The following is a 21,104-nucleotide window of genomic DNA, read 5'->3' as shown; positions in this document are numbered from 1 at the left end:
GTCTGCCTGTCGACGGCGGGCTGAGAGCCCCGCCACGCGTGCGTGTGCGCCGGGACAGTCTGATCTGCCCGGCGCACACGCACGCGCGCAACGGTGCCTCGACAAGCTGGCATTGCTGGGCGCGTCCGCACCGCCCTGTCCGCGGTGATGCAGGTCACCCGCCCAAGGAGGGACGATCGGGCGGTATCGAGTGCTCGCACTCGGTACCGCCCGACGGCTGCGTCAGACTCCTGGCGCCGGGGCGGCAGTGATCTCCCGCTTGAGAATCTTGCCGGTGGGACCCTTGGGCAGGGCGTCGAGCAGCCAGACCTCCCGCGGGTACTTATAAGCGGCAACCCGCTCCCGAACGAAGTCCCGGAGCTCCTCGGCGCCGGTGTCCGCCTCTGCCCTCGCCATCGAGCGCGAGATGACCGGTCTCCGTGCACATCAGCGCCCGCTTCGGGGCTTGCCCGCCGCTCCGACACCCTTTTACCGACTGTTTGTTGTCGGTGAAGGGGTACTTGAGGAGACGCGGCGCCGCGGGCCACGAGTAGCCGCGAACTCTCCGTTGCGGTGCTGGCCAGGGTTGGAGGGAGCGGGGTGGGTATGGCGGAGTGGCCGTACAACTCGACGGCTCGGCGCGGTGTTGCTGGCGCGGGGGGTGGTGAAGGTCGCGACGGTGGACCAGCTGCGGCAGTTGGTGCTGCCGGGCACTGCGGATCTGCAGACGGTACGCAACGCGTGCAAGGACCTGCGGCACGCCGGGCTGGCGGAGTCGGTCGGTCGGACGTCCAGTCCGGGGGCGAACGGGCGGCCGGTGCGGCGGGACTTGTGGAGCCTGACGACGGCCGGGTTGGCGGCGGCTGCGTCGGAGCTGGGGCGGCCGGTCCCGGAGATGGGCGGCACCGCGAGGGACGCGGCGAAGGCCGGCGCCCCGCACGCTCTGGCGGTTGTGGACACGATCGACGCGTTCCGCCAGTCCCCGCCGATGCCGACGAAGCCCGTCGCCCGCCGCACTACTCGCCCTGTCCCTGAGCGGGTGCTGCCGGTAAGGCCACGCGGGTTGGGGCATCTGCAGGGCTGGGAGACCGAGGCCGAGCGCCTCTGCTCCCTTGGGTGCAGGCGGCGGCGCGACCCGCTCCGGACGCGGGCTCACCCGAACGCGCGTACGTGTCGGTGGGGCATCGGTAGCCGGGCGTGCTGAGGTGATGTGGGCGGCGGGAACCGGGCCGGGATCGGCCGGCTCGCCGCCCGTCTGTTCCTTGTCGAGATGGGGAGCGTTCATGTACGGCGCACTCAGATCCGTTGCCGTGACGGCCAGTGCCGCCTGTGCGCTGCTGGGTCCAGCGATGTTCCCGGCCGACTCCGGCGCCGTGGCGGTGGTCGCGCCTCCCCCGTACGGGCGGCCGAGGACGTACGAGGCGGGGGAGACGGCACCCTCATCACCCGCCTGCGCACACCCCGTACCGGCACGTCGATCGCCTGACCCGCGCGCGACACCCTCTTCGCCTGCAAAGGGGGGACCCTCACTCGACCCGACCGCCCGTGGATCGACGCACGCGGTGTGATCGACGTACTCAAGCGCCCGTTCGTGTCGGGGACCATGCACTGGCACAAGTACCTGAGGGTGACGACGACCGCGACCGAGAGGCGCTTCAAGGGCAACGGGCTCCCGGACCATCCCACCGGGCGCTTCCCCGTCCAGAAGGGCACCCCCGCCTACAAGTACTACGCGGAGATTCCCGCGCACGGGTACCCCAACGCCGCCGCGATCCCCATCAAGCCGTGGAACCTCGACGTCACCGTTCCACGCGATCCGTCGGTCCAGGCGCAGCCCACGTGCATCGACCAGCTGACGACCGGGATGGCTCTGGCGGGCGGCACCTTTCACCTGGAGGTGGCCACCGACGCGGAGGACCGACCGGTCGACCCCAACGCAGCCCTGCCGCTGGACCGCTGCTGGGGCCATCCGTACGACACGCAGTACCACTACCACGGCCCCTCGCAGACCTGCTTCGGCAGCAAGCCTTCGAGGGGGTCCGCGAGCACCCGTTCCCGTTCCCGGCACTCACCGCTGGTGGGATACGCCATCGACGGCTTCGGGATTTTCGGGCCGCGCGGCGAGGGCGGAAAGATCGTCAGGAACAGGGATCTGGACGTCTGTCACGGTCACACACACGCGATCATGTGGGACAGCAAGAAGGTCGTCATGTACCACTACCACCTCAACGGAGAGTATCCGTACTCCATCGGATGTTTCCGGGGGAAGCCGGTGACGGTGCCCGGGTCCGGGCACGGCTGGCACTAGGGTGCGCTCAGAAGTGGTTCTTGATGTTTCGAGATCCACTTCGTGGGAGGCGTGCTGCTGCCGGCGGGCGGGCGAGACGGAGTCGGGTGCAGGCGGCGAGGATGAGCCAGGTCCAGAGGTCGGCCGCTTCCGGGGCGCGGATCTTGCAGGGCCCGTCCCGAGCGGGTTACAGGTAGGTGATGTAGAGGACGACAGCGGGTGGTTTGACGTTCAACTTTCCTGCGTCGTGGGTGAGTTCTTCCTCATAGGCGAGGAGATTCCCGTTTTTCGGGTCGAACAGCAGGGTCTGTTCTTTGGGGAGTCCTCCGTATCGCGATGCAACGGTGAAGGCGGCACCGACCCGGCCCGCGCGATCCTCGACGCTGCCCCGATATTTGATGCCCTGCGTGTCCTTGAGCGCACGCAGGACGGCTGCCCTCTGGGCGGGCGAGAAGTGCCGGTCCAGGAGGCGCTCGGCGACGGAGTCGAACGTCTCGCCGGGACCGGATGTTTCGTAGCCCTCGGCGAGCCAGCGCTTCATGGCGCTCGGGCCGGTGGGGGCCTCGTGGTTTCTCGGGTCGGACATGTCGGCGGGCCCGGAGGAATCCGAGTGCTCCTGCGGATCGGCGCCCACTGACCCGGCTGCTCCCCACCTCTCGCGCTGCGCGTCGTTCTGGAACTGAGGCTTGAGGGTACGGACGGTCCACTTCTGCGACCCGTCGGGCTTCTTCCAGGTCGTGCGCCGCTCCGGAATGATCGCCGAGGTCACCTGCGCGCCGTCGATCCGGGTGGACAGTGACCAGCTCTCCTGGACGAAGCGCTGTGTGCCACCGTGGGGTGCATCATTGGCAAGCCCCTCGATGCGCTGGGCGATCTCCTCCAGGACTTCCGCGGCCGGACGGTTACCGGCCTGGTAGGCCAGGGGCTTGGGGGTGATGGCGTACGCGGGCTGGGGCGCCGTCCCCCACATGTTGGTGACCACCGGAGCGAAAGCCGCAGCAGCCGTGGCCAGGCCACTGACCAGCAGCCAACGCCGGCCACGCCGATGCGAACGGCGAACACTCGCATGCGCGCCCTCGGCCGGCGTGGAAAGAATCGATGTGAGCACCCGCTCGTCAGCCGGCATGGCTGCCTCTCGAGCCGGGTCCAAAGACCGCAAGACACGATCCATCTCACGCACCTGCTTCACCCCGCTTCGTCGTTGCCGACTGCACCAAGGCATCCCATTGCGGTGCAGTTTCATCAAGAAGCCGGAGAGTGAGCCCGTTCTTGAGGCGCTTGCGTGCACGATGGAGACGTACCTGATAAGCACCCACGCCACAGCCAAGAATCTTGGCTCCTTGCGAGGAAGCCACCTCGTCCCACAACGCCAGCCGAAGCACCTCCTGGTCCGCTTCGCTCAGAGCGTCGAACGCAGTGGCCATCTCCAGGCGCAGCGCGACATCCTGGGTGTGATCCCCGCCCTCGTGGTGCGGCTGGGCCTTCAACCACTCGGACACGCGCAATCGATGCTCGTCCGACCGATAGGCATTGGCCAGGGTCCGGCGTGCCACCCCGTACAGCCAGGCCAACGCCTTGCCTTCGGGCAGCTCAGCAAATCTGCGCCAGGCGACCAGGAATACCTCGGCGACCACGTCCGCCACGTGGTCGCCGTGGATCCGCCGGCGCACGTAGGCATCGACGGCCGAATAGTGCCGCCTGTAGAGCTCGGTGAACCGCTGCTCGTCGCTCGTAGTCTCCACTTCCCCTCCACCCTGTCTATGTGCAGCGGCCACGGCTCCTTACCGATGTTCGGAAGATTCTTTGGGCAGACCCGCGCCTTCACATCCGCACGCCGTGTCCTGCCCTCGTGCCGAGGCAGGACGGCTTGAGACTGCTTGGCGCGCTGGCAGCCCGTGACCCGGGGCTGTGATGTCCGGGGGTATGCACCCCCTACCGTTCAGGCGGTTCAATGACGTGGCGTTGATCGGGTCACTGCGGTCGTCCCAGCGCAGGCGGCTGAGGACGATGCGGTAGAGGGCGGCGTTGGCTTGACGGCCGCCTCCGCGGTTCAGCCTGCGACGCTGGGTCTTGCCGGAGGACGCCTCGACCGGGCTGGTGCCGCATAGGGCTGCGAAGGACGCCTCGTTGGCGAGTCGCTCGGGGTTGTCGCCGGCCGTGATGAGTAGGGCTGCGGCGCTGTCCGGTCCGACACCACGGACTTCCCGCAGGCCCGGCGTACTCGCTTCGACGGCTCGGCTGTCCGCTTGTTGAGTTCGTCGATTTCCTCGGACAGGTGCCGGATACGGCGGGCCGGCAGCCTCAGAGTGTGGCGGGCAGCCCCGGCCGGCCCACTTGAGCGCTGAGGTTCCAACTCGGCGCAACGCTTGAACAAGTGCGGGTTACTCAGCTTCGCCAGCGACTCGCGGAGTGCGGCGTCAGTCGACCCGTGTGCCCCATTCGGCTCGTCCGCCGGCGCGCGCCGGGTGACGATGGGCTGTGACGGTGTCGCGGCGGGAACACGTGGTGGATGGCATGGAGCGGGCCGGAAGGCAGGATGCCGAGGCGCTCGGTCGTCTGGAGCGCAGGCATTTTCTCGCCGTTGCTGTGGCTGGTGCGATGGCGGCCGGCTGCCGCTCCTCCGGCCCCAAGGGGCCCCACACCGAGACCGCCTCGCCCGGCTCCACCCGGTTCACCGGGGACGGTGAGCGAACGCGGGCAGGAAACCCCGACTGGCGTATCCGTGGGGAGGGAACGCCCGAGGCCGTCCAGGGGTACACCGACAGATCCAGCGTGCTGCCGGGCGAGGAGTTCGGTCTGTACGTGTCCACGACCGCTTCCAGCTTCCGGGTCTCGGCCTTCCGGGTCGGCTGGTACGGGGGACAGCAGGCGCGCCTGGTGTGGCGTTCGCCCCGTATCGCCGGATCGGTTCAGGCCCGGCGCCGCCTGCTGGAGGTCACTCGTACCGTACGGGCCGACTGGAACCGCACGCTCGGCGTACGCACCGACGGCTGGCCGGAGGGGGCGTACCTGCTTCGACTGGAAGCGGACAACGGGCACCAGCGCTACGTGCCGTTGATCGTCCGTTCGGCGTCCGGCGCGGGCAGGACCGTCCTGATGCACGCGGTGTCGACCTGGCAGGCATACAACGCATGGGGCGGGTACAGCCTCTATCACGGCGAGGACGGTGCGTACGGGACACGGTCGCTCGCGGTCAGCTTCGACCGGCCATACGATCGCAGCGGCGCCGAGAAGTTCATGGTCTACGAGAGGGCGGTAGTGGTGCTCGCGGAGCGGCTGGGAATTCCGCTCGCCTACACCACGGGGGTGGACGTCCACCGCGAACCCGGCGTGCTTCACGGCGCGCACGCGGTGCTCTCCCTCGGGCACGACGAGTACTGGAGCCAACAGCAACGGGACCACGTGACCCGGGCTCGTGACTCCGGTACCAATGTGGCCTTCCTCGGTGCCAATGCCTGCTTCCGCCGGATCAGGCTGGAGCGGGGACCCACCGGCGACGCACGCACAGTGGTCTGTTACAAAACCGACTACCGGGCGGACCCGTACCTGACCGACCATCCGACCATGCCGACCAATGACTTCCGACGGCAGCCCGGAGCCGACCCCGAATCCTCCCTGACCGGCGTCCTCTACGAGGGCTATCCGGTCGACGCTCCGTATGTGGTCCACGCCGACAATCACTGGCTCTTCGAAGGGACCGGGGTCAGACGCGGAGACTCCTTCGACCATCTGGTCGGGGTGGAGTACGACCGGGTCACCCCGGGGACGCCCACCCCGGCGCCGCTCGAGGTCATTGCGCACTCCCCAGTCTTCTGCAAGGGCGCGCCAAGCCATGCCGACTCCGCGTACTACACCGTCCCGAGCGGAGCGGGCGTCTTCGCATCCGGGACGATGCGATGGGTCGAGGCCCTCATGGCCGGAACTCAGGACAACGGCCACAACCATGGCATGGACGCACGCACCGGACTGTTCGTCACCCGCACCACGGAGAACCTGATCCGCGCGTTCGCGGAGGGCCCGTGCGGCAGGAACCGGCCGAAACCCCAGGAGAATGCGAGCACCCTTTACCCATCGCCGACACCCTGAACCTCTCCGCCATCGCCGATGAGGTCCCGGTCGAGCAGGCCCACACCGTCGCCAAGTGGGCGACCCAGCCGGCTGGCAGTCGCCGGCGACCGGTGGGCGGAGACATGACCGTGCGACTTGCCGGAAATCACCGAACGGTCCGTCAAGTCACCGCTACACCCTGTGTGATGTGAGTAAAAGAAGTGCATCCTGTGACGAGATTCTTCCCGTGAAGATTTGAATGATCACAAGATGGTCACTAGGGTCGAGCCTCGAACCTTCGCTCGATTGATCACCCATTCGGGGTGGCGGTGAAGGAACCGCCGAGTCCGTGACGTGCACGGAGCCGGGGATTCACATCCCCTCATAGCCCGGTAGGCGGCTCGAGGAAGAAGGAGCCCGCCTCCGTGGCGTCCCACCGTCGTCCCAAGCAGCCGAGCCGTACCCGCGTGACCGTGCTCACCGCGACCGCCGCTGCGGCCGTTGCCCTGACCTCCCAGGCCGCCCATGCCGACCCCAAGCCGACCAAGAGCGAGGTCAAGGCGAAGGTCGACAAGCTCTACCACGAGGCGGAGGAGGCCACCGAGCAGCACAGCCTGGCCAAGGAGAAGCAGGAGAAGCTCCAGAAGCAGATCGGCGCGCTCCAGGACAAGGTGGCCCGCGGTCAGCAGGAGCTCAACAACCTCCGCAGCGGCCTCGGTTCCCTCGCCGCCGCGCAGTACCGCTCCGGAGGCATCGACCCCTCCGTGCAGCTCTTCCTTGCCTCAGACCCGGACAGCTTCCTTGAACAGGCCTCCGCGCTCGACCAGTTGACGGCCAATCAGACCGAGTCGCTGGAGAAGATCCAGGAGAAGCAGCGGTCCCTCGCGCAGCAGCGCAAGGAGGCCCAGGACAAGCTGAGCGACCTCGCGGACGTCCGCAAGACGCTCGGCGAGAAGAAGAAGCAGCAGCAGGCGAAGCTCGCCGAGGCCCGCGAGGTGCTCAATACTCTCACCGTCGCCGAGCGCAACAAGATGCGCGAGGACGACCTGCGTGCCAGCCGCGCCGCCGGTGACCGGGTCGACCTCGGCAACGAGGTCCCCGCCTCCGCCCTCGGCGCCGCCGCCCTCCAGGCCGCCGACACCCGGGTGGGTAAGCCGTATGTCCGCTCCGCCACGGGTCCCGGCTCCTTCGACTGCTCGGGCCTGACCCAGTGGGCCTACGCCCAGGCCGGCGCCCAGATCACCCGCACCACGTACACCCAGATCAACCAGGGCACCCGGATCGCGCGCAGCCAGCTGAAGCCGGGCGACCTGGTCTTCTTCAACAACACCACGCACGTGGGCCTCTACGCAGGCAACAACACCGTGCTGCACGCCCCGTACCCGGGCGCCTACGTCCGCTACGAGTCGATGAACACCATCGGCAGCTTCCAGGCCGCGGTGCGCATCTGAAGCTCAGTGCGTCACGGCTCACCACCGGACCATGCCCCTCTGACAATCGCCTGATGATCCCTGGTCCGTCACGCGGCAGTTGTACCGCGTGGGCCTGCCCGATCGTGCCCGCCACACAGGACCACACCGCCCAAGTTCGTCACCGCGGACTCCGACGCCACCTACGTCAGCCGCTTCGGTGACGACAAGGTGGCCGCCTTCCACTCGCTGCGCAACACATTCGGAGTCCCCGACCTGACCGAACTCGCGACTGCGCACCAACACGCCCTTGCCTGACGCGCGCAGCGCCTGCATGCGCGCGTAGCGCCTTTTCTCGCCTTCGGGGTGGGGCGTTGCGCGGACCGTGCCGGGTGGCGGTGCGGGGGCGCTGCGCTGCGGCCCGGTCCGAGCGCTGCGCGCTCTCACGCCCTCGCCGGCCAGCCACCGCAGATTCGCTGTCGGCACCGCAGGAGCGCGATCTGGCACAACGGCCATACCGGACAGCCAGTACTGCAATCACCAACCGCCTTCGATTCCTAATCTTTTTGTCAAGCGGCGTTCGTGATGGGGGGTATGGGTTCGTAGCACCGTCCGTCGCGCAACAGGGCCCACAAGACGTTGACCCGGCGGCGGGCGAGGGCGAGGACGGCCTGGGTATGGCGTTTGCCTTCGGCGCGTTTGCGGTCGTAGAAGCGGCGGGACTCCTCGCAGCAGCGGATGCTGATCAACGCCGAGGTATAGAACACGCGCTGGAGGCGTCGGCTGTAACGTCTGGGCCGGTGCAGGTTGCCGCTGATCTTGCCCGAGTCACGCGGAGCGGGGGCGACGCCGGCGAACCCGGCGAGGCGGTCCGGGCTATCGAAGGCCGTCATGTCGCCGCCGGTGGCGGCGAGGAACTCGGCGCCGAGCAGGGGTCCGATGCCGGGCATGCTCGCGATCACCTCAGCGTGTTTGTGCTCGCGAAACCGGGCCTCGATGAGCTTGTCGGTCTCGGCGATCTGCTCATTGAGGCGCATTACCTCCCTGGCGAGCGTGTGCACGAGCTGGGCCGTCGGCTTCTCCCCGGTCACGCTGGTGTGTTGGTTCTCGGCAGCCGCCAGGGCCGTCTCTGCGAGCTGGGCAGCACCGCGGACCTTGCGGTTGCGCAACCAGGTCTGCAGTCGCCGGGCGCCGGTCCTGCGGATGGCGGCCGGGGTCTGGTAGCCGGTCAGCAGGATCAGCGGGCCGGTGTTGGTGAGGTCCAGTGCCCGGTCCAGAGAGGGAAAGATGCTGGTGAGGTGGTTGTGGAGCCGGTTGATCACGCGGGTGCGGTCGTCGGCGAGGTCGCGGCGATGGCCGGTGAGTACCTTGATCTCGGCGACGAGTTCGTCGCCGGGCCGCAAGGGCTGCAGGTCCCGGCGGATCCGGGCCTGGTCGGCGATGATCGCGGCGTCCTTGGCGTCGGTCTTGCCTTCGCCCCGGTAGCCCTCGGAGGCGCGGCTGACGGCTCGGCCAGGGATGTAGAGCGTGTGCTGGCTGTGGTTGAGGAGCAGATCGATCAGCAGGGCGGCGCCGCCGTCGGCAAGGTCGATGCCCCAGGTGACCTCATCGCCCAGGGCGAGGACATCGGCCAGGAGCTTCAGCAGTTCCGGCTCGTCGTTGGCCACGCGCCGCGACAGCAGCCGTTTGCCGGTGTCGTCGATCACCACGCAGTGGTGATGGGTCCTGCCGGCGTCGATGCCGGCCCAGATCGCTGTCACGCGCTCTCCACGGGTCGTTTGCCTACATGCACCACAGACGACCTCGCTGGCGAGTCCCTACTCAGCGATCGGATCGCAATTCCTAATCAGCAGCCGAGTCGTCGGGGGGTGTCGGGCGGCGAATCGTAGGAAGCCACACGGACGGCAGACCACTGAAAGCCACACCCGACACCCCTGGGTGAGCCAACCCTACGAATGGCTCGCTCATCCCGATCAACAAGGTAGGGACCACTGACCCCTTGGAATCGATCAACTAGGCGCTGTTTCTTGGATCATGTGCGGAGCCAGATGAAGAGGGTCGCGAGGGTGATGGTGCCGAGGTAGATGTAGGCGCGTTTCTCGTAGCGGGTGCCGACGGCGCGGAAGCCTTTGAGTCGGTTGATGGCGTGTTCGACGGTGTTGCGTTTCTTGCAGCGCTCGCTGTCGAACCCAGTGGGCCGGCCGCCTCGGGAGCCTCGGTTCTGCCGGTGTCTTTGCTGGTCGAGGCGTTCGGGGATGATGTGCTGGATTCCGCGTCGTCGCAGGTAGCGTCGGTTCTTTCGGGACGTGTAGGCCTAATGGGAAGCGAAGGTCGGCGGGAGCTGATCTTCAGGGCGCGAGCCGAGCCTTTGAGTAGGCCCGGGCCTGAGAGTCCTGTTGACAAGACGAGGCTGGCTCGCGCCCAGCAGCATGGACCTCAAGTGGGCAAGAACAGGTACAGATCCGTCTCCGACGGCATTCACGTGGTCCCGTTTGTGTAGGCAGGCCCGTATCTGACTGCTCCGCGGTTTGCTGTTCGTAGTCCGAGCCGGTTATGCGGATCACCTCTCACCTCTGCCTGAGCCCTCAGCTCTGACACGGACCGAGGACCGTATGACTCGCTGGGGTTGCGAACGGCTGGTGGGATGACGTGCCTTGAGCACTTCCATTAGGGAGCACGCGCACCCTGCACAGGCTCTGGCCTGGGAAAAGAGCCGGGACGAAGGAGAGCCGGATGGAGATCGTCGGGTTACCGACGCCAGTTTTCTGTGGGGTGGACTGGGCCGAAGGCCACCACGACATAGCCCTGGTTGAGGCCGGGGGAAAGCAACTCGCCAAAGTGCGGATCAGTGACGACGCGGCGGGGTTCGCCCAGCTCACGGCCCTGCTGACTGAACATGGCGATAGCGAGGACGCCCCGATCCCCGTGGCGATCGAGACATCGCGCGGGCTCCTCGTCGCCTGCCTGCGGGCCACCGGCCGGCCGGTCTTCGCGATCAACCCGCCGGCAGTCGCCCGCTATCGGGACCGTCACTCCGTCGCCCGCAAGAAGTCAGACGCCGTCGACGCCGCGGCCCTGGCCAACATCCTGCGAACCGACATGGCCGCCCACCGGCCGCTGCCCGCGGACTCCGAGCTCGTGCAGGCCATCGCCGTGCTCGCGCGTGCCCAGCAGGACGCCGTCTGGGCCCGCGGCCAGGCCCAGAACAAGCTCCGTTCTCAGCTCAGGGAGTTCTACCCGGCGATCCTCGACGCCTACGCCCAGCACAAACACGGCCTGTGCTCGAGAGAAGCCCGCAGCATCCTGGCTGCAGCCCCGACCCCGACCATGGCGGCGAAGCTGACACGGCGACGCCTGCAGTCCCTGCTCAAGCAGGCCGGCCGGGTCCGCGGCATCCAGACCGAAGCCGAAAGGCTCCACGAAGTCTTCAAGCGGGAGTATCTCCACCAGCTCCCGCAGGTCGAAACAGCCCTCGGGCATCAGACATCCGCCCTGCTCAGGCAGCTGAACACCGCCTGCGACAACGCTGAACAGCTCGAAGAAGCCGTCACGCAAGCCTTCGCAGAGCATCACGATGCCCCGATCATCCGCAGCTTTCCGGGACTTGCCTCACTGACCGGCGCCCGGATTTTGGCAGAGATCGGCGATGACCGGACCCGCTTTGCCAACGCCCGATCCCTCAAGGCCTACGCAGGAAGCGCCCCGGTCACCAGGTCCAGCGGCAAGAGCTGCATGGTCATGAGTCGGAAGATCAAGAATCAGAGATTGGCTGCCGTCGGCTATGTCTGGGCCTTCGTCTCCCTTACCCGCTCACCAGGCGCCAGAGCCCACTACGACCGCCGCCGAGCGGCCGGCGACCGCCACGTTGCCGCACAGAGGAACCTCTTCAACCGCTTCATGGGAATGCTGTTCTACTGCCTCCAGAACGGTCACATCTACGACGAAACAATCGCCTTCCCGCAGCCGTCACCCGAACTTGCTGCAGCAGCGGCTTGACGCTTATCGGCGTGGGATGTCTTGTCCGCCAACAGGCGGTCGGGACGGGTGCGAGGCCGTCCAACTCCGGCACGGGGAACGGAGACCTGCTCTCCAGCACGCGCTCGAGTTGAGGGCCGTCACCGTAGTGGCCGGGTGTCAGGACGAGAGCGAGGGGCCGGCATCGCCCCTCTGCGACAAGGTGGATTTTGGTGGTGAAGCCTCCCCGAGAGCGTCCCAGGCATTCGCCGAGCTGACCACCTCCGCCAGCCGGACGACCAGTCTCCGCAGCACCGGATCGACCTGGTTCGTCCCCCTGTCGGCCCCCTTTGAGGAGCTGCGGCAGGCGGCGCTTTCCTCGCCCCGGCTGCGCTCGCCGCTACCTTCGCCACGTCCCTTGTCGGCGCCGCCGCCTACGCGCTGCTGTCACTCGTGAGCTCCAGAGAGGTCGCCCCCGACTGGTGGCTTGGCCTCGCCTGCGGCATCGGTGGACTGATCGGCGGTTACCTCGGGGCCCGCCTCCAACCCCGCCTGCCCGAACGAGCCCTACGGCTTCTGCTCGGCACCCTCGCCACAGCCCTCGGCGCTCTGTACGCCGCCCAGACCCTGAACTGAGCCCACCCCAGTGGGGAACTACGACGGAGGACCTGAACCGGCGTTCGGCATTGGACGGACCTAGCGCTGAGGCGCGGGCCCACTTCACCTGGGCCTTCACTCCCTCTTTCACCACGCGCCACCCTCGACAGCTATCAGGCCCAGCCTCCCGCGCACCGGCGAATCCAGAAACCAGTGATCCGAACCTGGAACAACCCCTAGCGCCCGTCACATTGAGGATGTTTGAGGGACTTAATACGCAAATGGTACGCAGGTTGCCACGTTTGGCTAGTTGATGATCTAATCAATTTGCACGAGACTAATGAATGCTTCAGGACAGTGGTGAAATCAGGTTCGCCACGGGTACCCGTCGCGGTTCGATCGTCAAGGAGGGAAATGTCAACGCGATTCAAGAAGGTCCTGTTGGGGGCGGCTGCGAGCCTTGCTTTGGCTGGCGGCCTCGTCGGCGCTACCAGCGGGTCCGCTGTCGCGGTACCGGCCACCGCCGATTCCTCTGCCGCCGCCACGGAGACGTGGAATGACGCGAATTTCACGGGGACTTACGGGTACTTCGCGCCCTGGAACACCTGGTCTTTGCTGAGCTACCCCTACAACGACGCAATCACCTGATCTCCACCCAGAAGCGCAGTTGACCGCAGGGTGGGCTGCTGCCTCTGGGGCCCGCGATCAGGTCGCATCAGCCATCCCGGGTGAACCACGAGCGTCGTGGCAGCTCGAAAGAAAGCGGGAGGATTTCCGCCATGCTCGAAGCAGCTGGCCTCACATCGGTCGAAGAGACCGTCTACCGGCTTCTGGTCATGACGTCCACGGCCTCGGCCGACGAAATCGCCTCACAGACCGGACTCGCCCTCAACCAGGTCGAGAGCGTGCTCGCGGCGCTCACCGTCAAAGGGCTGGCCAACCGCAGTGACCGGAATTCCCTGCACTTCACCGCGTCCCCTCCCGACGTGGCATTGCTGCCGCGTCTGCAACGCCGTGCGGAAGCTCTCGACCTGGCCCGGGCTTCGATCGCCGACCTCCTGGAGAGCTACCGCAGCACCCGGCGGCACCAAGCCGACCATCTCATCGAGGTCATCACCGGGGCCGGGGCACTGCGCCAGCACCTGCGTCAACTCCAAGACAACGCACGACACGAAATGCTGTGGTTCTGCAAGGCCCAGTACGTGGCCATGCCCTCGGGAAGCAATCGCGCGGAGTTCGAAGCCCTGGCCCGCGGGGTTCGCTACCGGGTCCTGTACGAGCGAGCCTTTTTCAACGATCACGGCGCCGTCGACAACGTTATCTCCGGTGTACGTGCCGGGGAACTCGCGCGTTCCGTGCCCCATCTCCCGCTGCGACTTGCCATCGCCGACAGAGAGATAGCCATCTGCCCCTTGGTGCCCGGCGGTCCGCACGGCAGTCCGAACGAGCCCACGGCTGCACTGCTGCGCGACAGCAGCCTCCTGGAAGCCATGACCGCCCTCTTCGAGCGCTACTGGGAGGACGCAGCACCCCTGCACCTCAGCGACTCAGGCACCATCGCCGGCGCGGACGACACCGAGGCCACGGGGTTCCTGCCCGAGGCCGACCGGAGGCTGCTCTCCTTGCTGTTCGCCGGCCTCGCCGACAAGTCGATCGCCGGTCAGATGGGGCTGAGCCGCCGCACCGTCCAACGCCGGATCCAGCACATGATGGCCGTCGTCGGCGCCACGACCCGCATGCAGCTCGCATGGCACGCCACCCGTCGGGGCTGGGTCTAGAGTCCCCCTTCGGATCAGGACCGCCGATCGCCTCTTCTTCGGGTACGTCGATGGGCAGGTCCAGCGAGACCGTCTTGCCCCGTCCGTTCGGCGAGCTGCACCACACTCCGCCCAATGCATCCACGATCAGCAGACCGCGGCCGTGCTCCGCCTCCGCGTTGCCTTCCTCGCAGAGCGCCAGCGGTGACGGGACAGGCGGGTTGCTGCCGGAGTCCCGTACCTCGAGCCGGACATGGTCGTCGAACGCCCGCAGGCGGACGTCGACGTCGCTACCCGCGTGGATGAGCGCGTTCGTCACGATCTCGGAGACGATCAGCTGAAGGCTGTCCGCCATGTCGGTCAACCCCCAGGCGGTCAACTGCTGGTTGACGAAACTGCGCGCCGCCTTGACTCCCTGCAGGTCACGCTGCTGGATGTGCAGGCTCTCCGTGCGTGGTGCCATGAGGTCGTCGGAGCCATCCGCTCGTCCGGCAACTTGATCACGTCGTACCAGTCGCCGCCCGCCTTGGAGGTGATGGTGGCGGGGCGGTAGCGCGCCTGAGATGGTGAGCCTGGGCGACTCAGGGAGCGCCGACGGCAGTTTCACGGGGCCCTTGGAAGGAGAGGCAGCAGACGCCGACCACGTAGCGGCTCTTGAGGAAAGAGAATTTCAGGAGCTCCCCGCCTCCCGTGAGGGGAAGGCGCGCCTCGGCCTGTGAACCGGTGGAGTCCCAGTCGGAGAACGAGGGCCGGCCGTCCGAGATGAAGAGGGGGCGACCACGGTAGGCCTTGGCCGCCAGCGTCTGGGCGTCCAGGCCGGCCCCGTGGAGGTTACGGACCAGCCTGGAGGACTCTCCGCTGTGCCCCAGGACCCACAGACGGCCCTCACTGGCAGCCGTGAGCACCAGGGCGTGGGCGCGCAGCGGGAGCATGACGCAGTACCGGGCAGCCCTGACGCCCTGTCCTCCATCGTCGTGGCCTGGTTGAGCAGCTCCGGGAGTCGCCGTACGGGATACATCATGCTGATTCCGGCGGAGCCCGGGACCCCGGACACCCCCCAGCCCGGCGTGGCGTCGCTCGTGTCCGCGTCGAACCATCTGGGCGCAGGCATCGGCATGGGACCGGCTTCGATCGCCGTCCCCTTCTCGGCGAACTCGACGAGGGCCAGGACGTCGCCGATGTCCTGCAATTCGGTGTGGTCTGCCGCCTGGTAGTCACCGTGGGTGGCCGTCGCCCCTGCTTGGGGACGGGGCCCTGTCCGGAAACTACGTGGCCCCTCAGACAGCACCCGTGGGACGGATGCGGAGACCCATGGAAGGGAGGACCGCAGGCTGCGGTCCCCTCGTTACGCGGGTGAGGTCACCTGAGGCCGAAGGCCCCGGAGCAGGGGGCGGTGCGGGCGACCCCGAGGCCATGGCGGACGCCAGGGCCAGCAGCACTTGGGCAATACACAGCACTGTGAGTGGATTTCGGATGGGAATCCGGAGATTGGCAACGTCACGGTCAGCCGCAGAACCGGTTGAAATTAGCAGAGTTGGCCATTTCACAGAATGGACACCGTGGACACGGGCAATACGACTCCAACCGACCTGCGGTCCACCCGCCGTTGCACACCACCCGTGGTGGCCCGGCCGTTCACCGGACTCGATACCGTCGCGGGCAATGCACAGGCCGACGCCTCCGCCGAGTAGCCACTTCGCAAACCAGGGACCTCGTGGGCTTCGTCGGCGTGCAGGCCCCGGGGCTCGAAGCAGCGGCGTCGACTTCTCGTCACACGACCGCGCTGAACGTCCTGAAGACGGTTCAGGCGACGCATGGCGCCTCTGGGACATGGCCATTCGTGCCACGTGAGATCGGTGACACGTCCGCTTGGTGTGGCTGATGATTCCGGACGGGCAGTGAACCGCAGGTGTACGAAGGGTTTTGCCACCGGCTCACGGTTCGTGTGATCGAGGGATCCGCGGTCACCGGCGAGGCCTGGTCGCAGGCCGGCGGGGCCGGTCGACCTCGGCCCTGACCCGCAACACCGTCAACTGCGGTCGGGTGCCGCGGCGATGCGCCATGACGCCCACTCACAGATGTTCTGCCCAGATGCCGATATGACAGAAGGAGAGTAGACACCCATGAGACGGATCCGCCTTTGGGCGGTGATATCGATGTCGGCAGTGATGGCGACGGGCGCGGTGGTGCCTGTTGCCGCCCAGTCTCCGCCAGGGACCGAGGCACGGACGCCGGCACCGCACGACCGCACGACCACCGTGCGGTTGATCACCGGCGACCTGGTCACCGTCAGCGGCGCGCCGAACGGCAAGAAGACAGCATCGGTGCAGCGCGCACCGGGCCGTGAGAAGGTCTTCTTCCGGATCACCGAGAAGGACGGCGCTCTGACCGTTCTGCCTTCCGATGCGGCAATGCTGGTCCGCACGGAGCAGCTGGATGCGGACCTCTTCAACGTTACAAGTCTCATCGCCCAGGGGTACGACGAAACACACGCCGAGGCCCTGCCCCTGATCATATCCGCGCCCAAGGGCTCGGCGCGTGCGGCCGTCAACCGGCTGGATGCCCTCGCGAAGTTCCACGAGGGCTCCGCCGGGCCGCGGCAACTGCCGAGCATCGACGCCCAGGCGCTGCGCGTCGCCGACCAGGACCTGGCCGCTTTCTGGAAGCAGCTCGCACCTGCGGCGGGCGCGTCCATGACGAGTGCGGCGGCGACGACCCCGAAGATCTGGCTGGACCACAAGGTGCGTCCCACACTGGACCGCAGCACCGCGCAGATCAACGCGCCGGCCGCGTGGGCGGCCGGCTACCACGGCAAGGGAGTCAAGGTCGCGGTCCTCGACACCGGAGCCGACCAGAACCATCCCGACCTCGCGGGCCGCGTGTCCGAGGCGAAGGACTTCTCCAGCAGCGGCTCGACCGAGGACCACTTCGGACACGGCACGCATGTCGCCGCCACCGTCGGCGGCAGCGGCGCGGCTTCGGACGGCCTGCGCAAGGGCGTCGCACCGAGTGCGGACCTGCTGATCGGCAAGGTGCTCGGGGACGACGGCTCCGGCGGCGAGTCCGAGGTCATCGCGGGCATGGAGTGGGCCGCGGCGCAGGGCGCCAAGGTTGTCAACATGAGCCTGGGCGCGGACATGGAGACCGATGGCACGGACCCGATGAGCCTGGCGGTCAACGAGATCTCCCGCAGCAGCGGGGCGCTCTTCGTCGTTGCCGCAGGCAACAGCGGTCCAGGCCCGACGACAGTCGGGTCGCCCGGTGCGGCCGACGCGGCCCTGACTGTGGGCGCCGTCGACCGCGACGACAAGCTGGCCTCCTTCTCGAGCCGTGGTCCGCGCTTCGGCGACAGGGCGGCCAAGCCGGACATCACGGCACCGGGCGTCGGGATCGTCGCCGCGCGCGCCGCCGGCACGCTACTCGGCGACCCGGTCGGCGACCACTACGTCAAGATGAGCGGCACCTCGATGGCCACGCCTCACGTGGCCGGTGCGGCGGCGCTGCTTGCCGGGCAGCACCCGGACTGGAGTGCGCAGCAGCTCAAGGACGCGCTGATCAGCACGTCCCGTACGGCGTCCGACCAGGTGCCGACCGAGCAGGGCGGCGGCCGCGTCGACGTCAAGGCGGCAATCTCCGCCCCCGTCACCACCACCGGCACAATCGTCCTGGACCCGGTCGACAGGGACAGCTCCCCGGTGGAGCGGGCCGGCGTGGTCCGCTACACCAACCACTCCGACGACGAGGTCTCGCTGAATCTGCGCGCCGCGCTGGCAACCAGGGGCGGCAAGGCACTCCCCGCGCAGGCACTGACACTGGGCGCGGAAACGGTCCGGGTCGCCCCGGGCGCGACCGCGGAGGTGCCGGTCGGCATCGACCCCTCGAAGGCGGGCCGCGGCTCCTACTACGGCTACGTCACCGCCACGTCCGCCGACGGCGTGCCGGTCCACACCACCGTCAGCCTGTGGGTGCGCGCCCCGATGCACAAGCTCACCATCGAGTCCCACGGACCGACCGGCGACCCCATTCGGTGGGAACTGTTGAACCTCTTTGGAGGGGACGCGGAGACCCAGGTCACCAGCCTGGACCCCCTGGTCGTCGAGGTCGAGGAGGGCACGTACCAGGTCGATGGCACGACGGTGGAATGGACCGCCAACGGCGCACGGATGGTCCAGGTCGTGGAGCCCGAGGTGAAGGTCACCAAGGACATGACCGTGACCCTGGACACGCGTAAAACCAAGCTGGTGCGCGTCCGCACGCCCAAGCCCGCCGTGCGGCGCAATGACCTGACGTACCAGATGTACCGGAAGATCGACGGGCTATCGCTGAATGCCACCCTCAAGTTCGCCCTGGGGGGGGCCGAGGCGGTGGACCTGTACGTGAACCCCACGTCCAAGGTCACCGACGGCGAGTTCGAGTTCAACTCCCGCTGGGAGATGACGGCTCCCCAGATCAGGACTGAGGTCCGCGGCACGGACATCGACCTGAAGTCGTACTACGTCCAACTGTCCACCCCGTTCGACTCCAAGGGGGAGCAGCTCACCGCCGTGGACGCGGGGACCAGGGAGAATCCGGACCTGCGGTCCAGCACCGTGCAGGGCAAGCTCGCCGTGATCCGCGACGAGACCGCGGCGGCCGAGTACGACCTCGCGGAGAAGGCCGCGAAGGCGGGCGCCAAGGGCCTCATGATCGTCCTGCCCAAGGGGATGCTGGCCTGGACCCCCTGGAAGCCGACGGACACGCGCTCTGCCATCCCCACAATCCGGGTGGACGCGACCGACGGTGCGGAGCTGCTGCGGTACATGGAGAAGCACAAGGCCGTCATCGACATCTCCGGGACGGTCGAAAGCCCGTACCTGTACGACATCCGGGCGATCTGGGAGCACCAGATCCCGCAGGACGTGACCTACACCGTCTCGGACCGCAACACCGCACAGGTGAAGGCGACCTACACGGACACCGGCGCACTGGACTGGTCCAGCGAGCAGCGCTTCAGCTGGCGCCCCTACTCGGATTACAGTTTCGAGACCTCGCGTTGGGTGCCGACGGGCAAGACACGCACCGAGTACGTCACCTCCGGGGACACGCAGTGGAGACACCACGTCGATTTCTTCCCCAACCCGTGGGCGGACATCCCATTGCTGTCAGGCCTGCGGGACGCCCCCCGCACCTTCGCGTCGGGCGAGCAGCTCAAGGAGGAGTGGTACAAGGCCGTGGTGCGGCCGTCCATCCCTCGCGGCTGGAACCGTCACTCGGTCCGCTCCGGTGACGTCCTCAGCCTGGCGATCCCGGAGTTCACCGACGCGGTGACCGGCCACTGGGCGCGCCGGGCGCTTCCCCTCGATTTGGGTGGCATCGGGAGGGCGGGAACGCCCGGGACGATGGACGTACCGACCTACCCCCAGGGCGACACCGTGGCGGCCGTCCTCTACCGCGACGGCGAGAAGGTCGGCGAGGCCGCAGCCGCCTGGGGAGACTTCGAGGTTCCTGCCGGAGCGGCCGACTACCGGCTGGACCTGACGACCGAGCGTAAGACCGAGTACTGGCAGACCGGTACAAGGACCGCCACGTCGTGGACGTTCCGTTCGGACACCGCGGCGGAGGACACGCTGTTGCCTCTCCTCCAGGTCGATTACGGGGTCCCGGCCGACCTGTGGAACAGGGTCGAGGGCGGGAAGCGTCACGAGCTCGACCTGACGGTGCGGCACCAGGACGGGCTCGCCGCCCCCACCGGGGTCGAGCTCAAGGTCGAGGCCTCCTTCGACGACGGCAAGACCTGGAAGGGCCAGGTCCGCGTCAAGGACCGCGGCCACAACCGGTTCACCGCCACCGTCGAGCGGCCGGGCGACCAGCGGCAGGGCGCGTACGTGACCCTGCGGGTCACGGCCTCCGACAAGGCGGGCAACACGGTCCGGCAGACCGTGGAGCGGGCCTACCTGCTCGGCAAGTGAGCGAGCGCCTCCGCGGGATTCCCGCGGAGGCGCTCGCCGGACCGTCGCGGCGGGTGCCTGGGGTGAGATCCCCGGCACCCGCCGTCGTCGCACGGTGGCCTGCCTCATGGTCGGCGAGATCAGGCCCTTCGCGGACCGGGGCGCCTCACGAGTGAGCCCACGCGCACCCCAGCCGAGGCGACGCCTGCATGGTCCGGTGCTGCCGCTACGAGGAGGGGAGCGTGAGGCCCGTAAGCATGACGTGTTTTTGGCGCGGCCGCGGGGGTGGCGTAACCAGGTGTGGGAGACCGAATCATGTCCAGGCGCCGGTGCTGGTCGATGTCGACGGTGTGACGCGCAAGCCGTGGATCACGTGGTTCACCGACTGCGCGACGAACGCGATCACCGGCGTCACGGTGACGCCGGTGTATCCGTCGAGGGAGTCGGTGCTGGCTGCGTTGCGCTCCGCGGTGCTGCGTGAGGACCCCTACGGCCCGTTCGGCGGGCTGCCGGAGGAAGTGCGGGTGGATCGCGGCAAGGACTTCTTGTCCAGGACGGTGACTGCCGCATTTGAGGTCCTGGACGTGACGGTGGAGGATCTGCCCGCCTATACCCCCCACCTCAAGGGCACGGTCGAGGGCCTGAACCGTGCGGTGGAGACGATGTTGCTGGCATCCCTGCCCGGCTACGTCCGCCAGCCGCGCCCCGGCAAACGGTCTTCCCGTCCGAAGGACGAGGTGCTGCTCGGTTTCGAGGACTTCACCGCGCGCTTTCCGGGACGAATTCCCGCCGTTGCCACTGCGGGGAGTCCATGCTGGTCGTCTGCGGATGGGTGTGGTGTGTGGAAGTCGCTATCGGGCTGTGGCCACGAGCTGTGGTGGTTTTTTCGGGGCTCACCACGGCCGGCCGGCGGTGCGGCTGGCGAAGGTCGCCCGCCTGCCGGTCGTGGGTGCCGTGGCTCCCGGGAGGGCGGTGACACGGCGCCGTTCCGGGAGCTTCAGGGGGCTGGCGCCATACAGGGTCGGCCTGGGCGCTGCTGACTCACTCTCCGTGCCGGGTGGGGTGCGTGGGTGGTGACGCGCGAGCGGGCGGTGTGTTCGTCACCTGGTTGGCCTTCAGCCGACTCGTCTGCTGGTGTCTGCTCGCT

14 protein-coding genes and 6 pseudogenes are annotated in these 21,104 nt (G+C 67.8%); 11 read left to right on the top strand and 9 right to left on the bottom strand.

Translation table 11 applies throughout. From position 1 onward, the window contains the following. Positions 1-222: 222 nt before the first annotated feature. Positions 223-369 (bottom strand): annotated as a pseudogene (locus tag OHA88_RS01185) (AMP-binding enzyme); the annotation flags it as partial. 1,174 nt (positions 370-1,543) lie between these two features. On the opposite strand from OHA88_RS01185, the gene OHA88_RS01180 reads away from it, so the two are divergent. Then, complete coding sequence (locus OHA88_RS01180) at positions 1,544-2,287, top strand: YHYH protein (protein WP_328623821.1); 744 nt, start codon at positions 1,544-1,546, stop codon at positions 2,285-2,287. 166 nt (positions 2,288-2,453) lie between these two features. Here the strand turns inward: OHA88_RS01180 and OHA88_RS01175 are convergent, their stop codons facing one another. From OHA88_RS01175 to OHA88_RS44390, 3 genes and pseudogenes are all read right to left on the bottom strand, one after another. Beyond that, on the bottom strand, positions 2,454-3,392 hold the full coding sequence (locus tag OHA88_RS01175; protein ID WP_328623820.1) for a CU044_5270 family protein: 939 nt from the start codon (positions 3,390-3,392) through the stop codon (positions 2,454-2,456). Positions 3,393-3,438: 46 nt separating this feature from the next. Beyond that, positions 3,439-4,008 (bottom strand): RNA polymerase sigma factor, encoded by a 570-nt coding sequence (locus tag OHA88_RS01170; protein WP_328623819.1) that lies wholly within the window; start codon positions 4,006-4,008, stop codon positions 3,439-3,441. A 231-nt stretch (positions 4,009-4,239) separates the two neighbouring features. Beyond that, positions 4,240-4,449, bottom strand: a pseudogene (locus tag OHA88_RS44390) (transposase); the annotation flags it as partial. A gap of 331 nt (positions 4,450-4,780) precedes the next feature. On the opposite strand from OHA88_RS44390, the gene OHA88_RS01160 reads away from it, so the two are divergent. Together OHA88_RS01160 and OHA88_RS01155 are read left to right on the top strand one after the other, a co-directional pair. Then, positions 4,781-6,352: a N,N-dimethylformamidase beta subunit family domain-containing protein gene (locus OHA88_RS01160; RefSeq protein ID WP_328623817.1), complete on the top strand. Its 1,572-nt coding sequence runs from the start codon at positions 4,781-4,783 to the stop codon at positions 6,350-6,352. Between the two features lie 386 nt (positions 6,353-6,738). Further along, positions 6,739-7,764: a C40 family peptidase gene (locus tag OHA88_RS01155; RefSeq protein WP_328623816.1), complete on the top strand. Its 1,026-nt coding sequence runs from the start codon at positions 6,739-6,741 to the stop codon at positions 7,762-7,764. Positions 7,765-8,291: 527 nt separating this feature from the next. Here OHA88_RS01155 and OHA88_RS01150 read toward each other — a convergent pair. Both OHA88_RS01150 and OHA88_RS01145 read right to left on the bottom strand, forming a co-directional pair. Then, positions 8,292-9,482 carry an IS110 family transposase gene (locus OHA88_RS01150; RefSeq protein ID WP_328623815.1) on the bottom strand — a complete coding sequence of 397 codons (1,191 nt, stop codon included), beginning with the start codon at positions 9,480-9,482 and terminating at the stop codon, positions 8,292-8,294. 272 nt (positions 9,483-9,754) lie between these two features. Continuing rightward, positions 9,755-10,021: pseudogene (locus OHA88_RS01145) on the bottom strand (IS5/IS1182 family transposase); the annotation flags it as partial. Between the two features lie 434 nt (positions 10,022-10,455). Here OHA88_RS01145 and OHA88_RS01140 point away from each other — a divergent pair. After that, entirely contained in the window at positions 10,456-11,718 is a 1,263-nt protein-coding gene (locus OHA88_RS01140) for an IS110 family transposase (RefSeq protein ID WP_328623814.1), read from the top strand. Between the two features lie 20 nt (positions 11,719-11,738). Here the strand turns inward: OHA88_RS01140 and OHA88_RS01135 are convergent. Beyond that, positions 11,739-11,938, bottom strand: a pseudogene (locus OHA88_RS01135) (IS5/IS1182 family transposase); the annotation flags it as partial. A gap of 110 nt (positions 11,939-12,048) precedes the next feature. Between OHA88_RS01135 and OHA88_RS01130 the strand changes: the two are divergent. The 3 genes and pseudogenes from OHA88_RS01130 to OHA88_RS01120 all read left to right on the top strand — a co-directional run. Continuing rightward, positions 12,049-12,312: pseudogene (locus OHA88_RS01130) on the top strand (TSUP family transporter); the annotation flags it as partial. A gap of 375 nt (positions 12,313-12,687) precedes the next feature. Next, positions 12,688-12,921 (top strand): hypothetical protein, encoded by a 234-nt coding sequence (locus OHA88_RS01125; protein ID WP_328623813.1) that lies wholly within the window; start codon positions 12,688-12,690, stop codon positions 12,919-12,921. A 131-nt stretch (positions 12,922-13,052) separates the two neighbouring features. Next, positions 13,053-14,051 (top strand): helix-turn-helix domain-containing protein, encoded by a 999-nt coding sequence (locus tag OHA88_RS01120; protein WP_328623812.1) that lies wholly within the window; start codon positions 13,053-13,055, stop codon positions 14,049-14,051. 109 nt (positions 14,052-14,160) lie between these two features. Here OHA88_RS01120 and OHA88_RS01115 read toward each other — a convergent pair. Next, a pseudogene (locus OHA88_RS01115) lies at positions 14,161-14,394 on the bottom strand (ATP-binding protein); the annotation flags it as partial. Between OHA88_RS01115 and OHA88_RS01110 the strand changes: the two are divergent. After that, positions 14,284-14,583, top strand: a complete 300-nt coding sequence (locus OHA88_RS01110; RefSeq protein ID WP_328629952.1) for a hypothetical protein — start codon at positions 14,284-14,286, stop codon at positions 14,581-14,583. The pseudogene OHA88_RS01115 and the gene OHA88_RS01110 sit on opposite strands and share 111 nt — an antisense overlap. Positions 14,584-14,611: 28 nt before the next feature. Here OHA88_RS01110 and OHA88_RS01105 read toward each other — a convergent pair whose 3' ends face one another. Next, complete coding sequence (locus OHA88_RS01105) at positions 14,612-14,962, bottom strand: hypothetical protein (protein WP_328623811.1); 351 nt, start codon at positions 14,960-14,962, stop codon at positions 14,612-14,614. Between the two features lie 627 nt (positions 14,963-15,589). On the opposite strand from OHA88_RS01105, the gene OHA88_RS01100 reads away from it, so the two are divergent. The 3 genes from OHA88_RS01100 to OHA88_RS44385 all read left to right on the top strand — a co-directional run bounded on the left by OHA88_RS01100 (position 15,590) and on the right by OHA88_RS44385 (position 20,997). Continuing rightward, complete coding sequence (locus OHA88_RS01100; RefSeq protein WP_328623810.1) at positions 15,590-15,721, top strand: hypothetical protein; 132 nt, start codon at positions 15,590-15,592, stop codon at positions 15,719-15,721. A 432-nt stretch (positions 15,722-16,153) separates the two neighbouring features. Continuing rightward, positions 16,154-19,978: a S8 family serine peptidase gene (locus OHA88_RS01095; protein ID WP_328623809.1), complete on the top strand. Its 3,825-nt coding sequence runs from the start codon at positions 16,154-16,156 to the stop codon at positions 19,976-19,978. 308 nt (positions 19,979-20,286) lie between these two features. Continuing rightward, entirely contained in the window at positions 20,287-20,997 is a 711-nt protein-coding gene (locus OHA88_RS44385; protein WP_443044145.1) for a hypothetical protein, read from the top strand. Positions 20,998-21,104: the final 107 nt, after the last annotated feature.

This window comes from Streptomyces sp. NBC_00353 (assembly GCF_036108815.1).
GTDB lineage: Bacteria > Actinomycetota > Actinomycetes > Streptomycetales > Streptomycetaceae > Streptomyces.
Note: the sequence above shows the minus strand (reverse complement) of the source record. Positions and strands in the feature narration are given on the sequence as shown.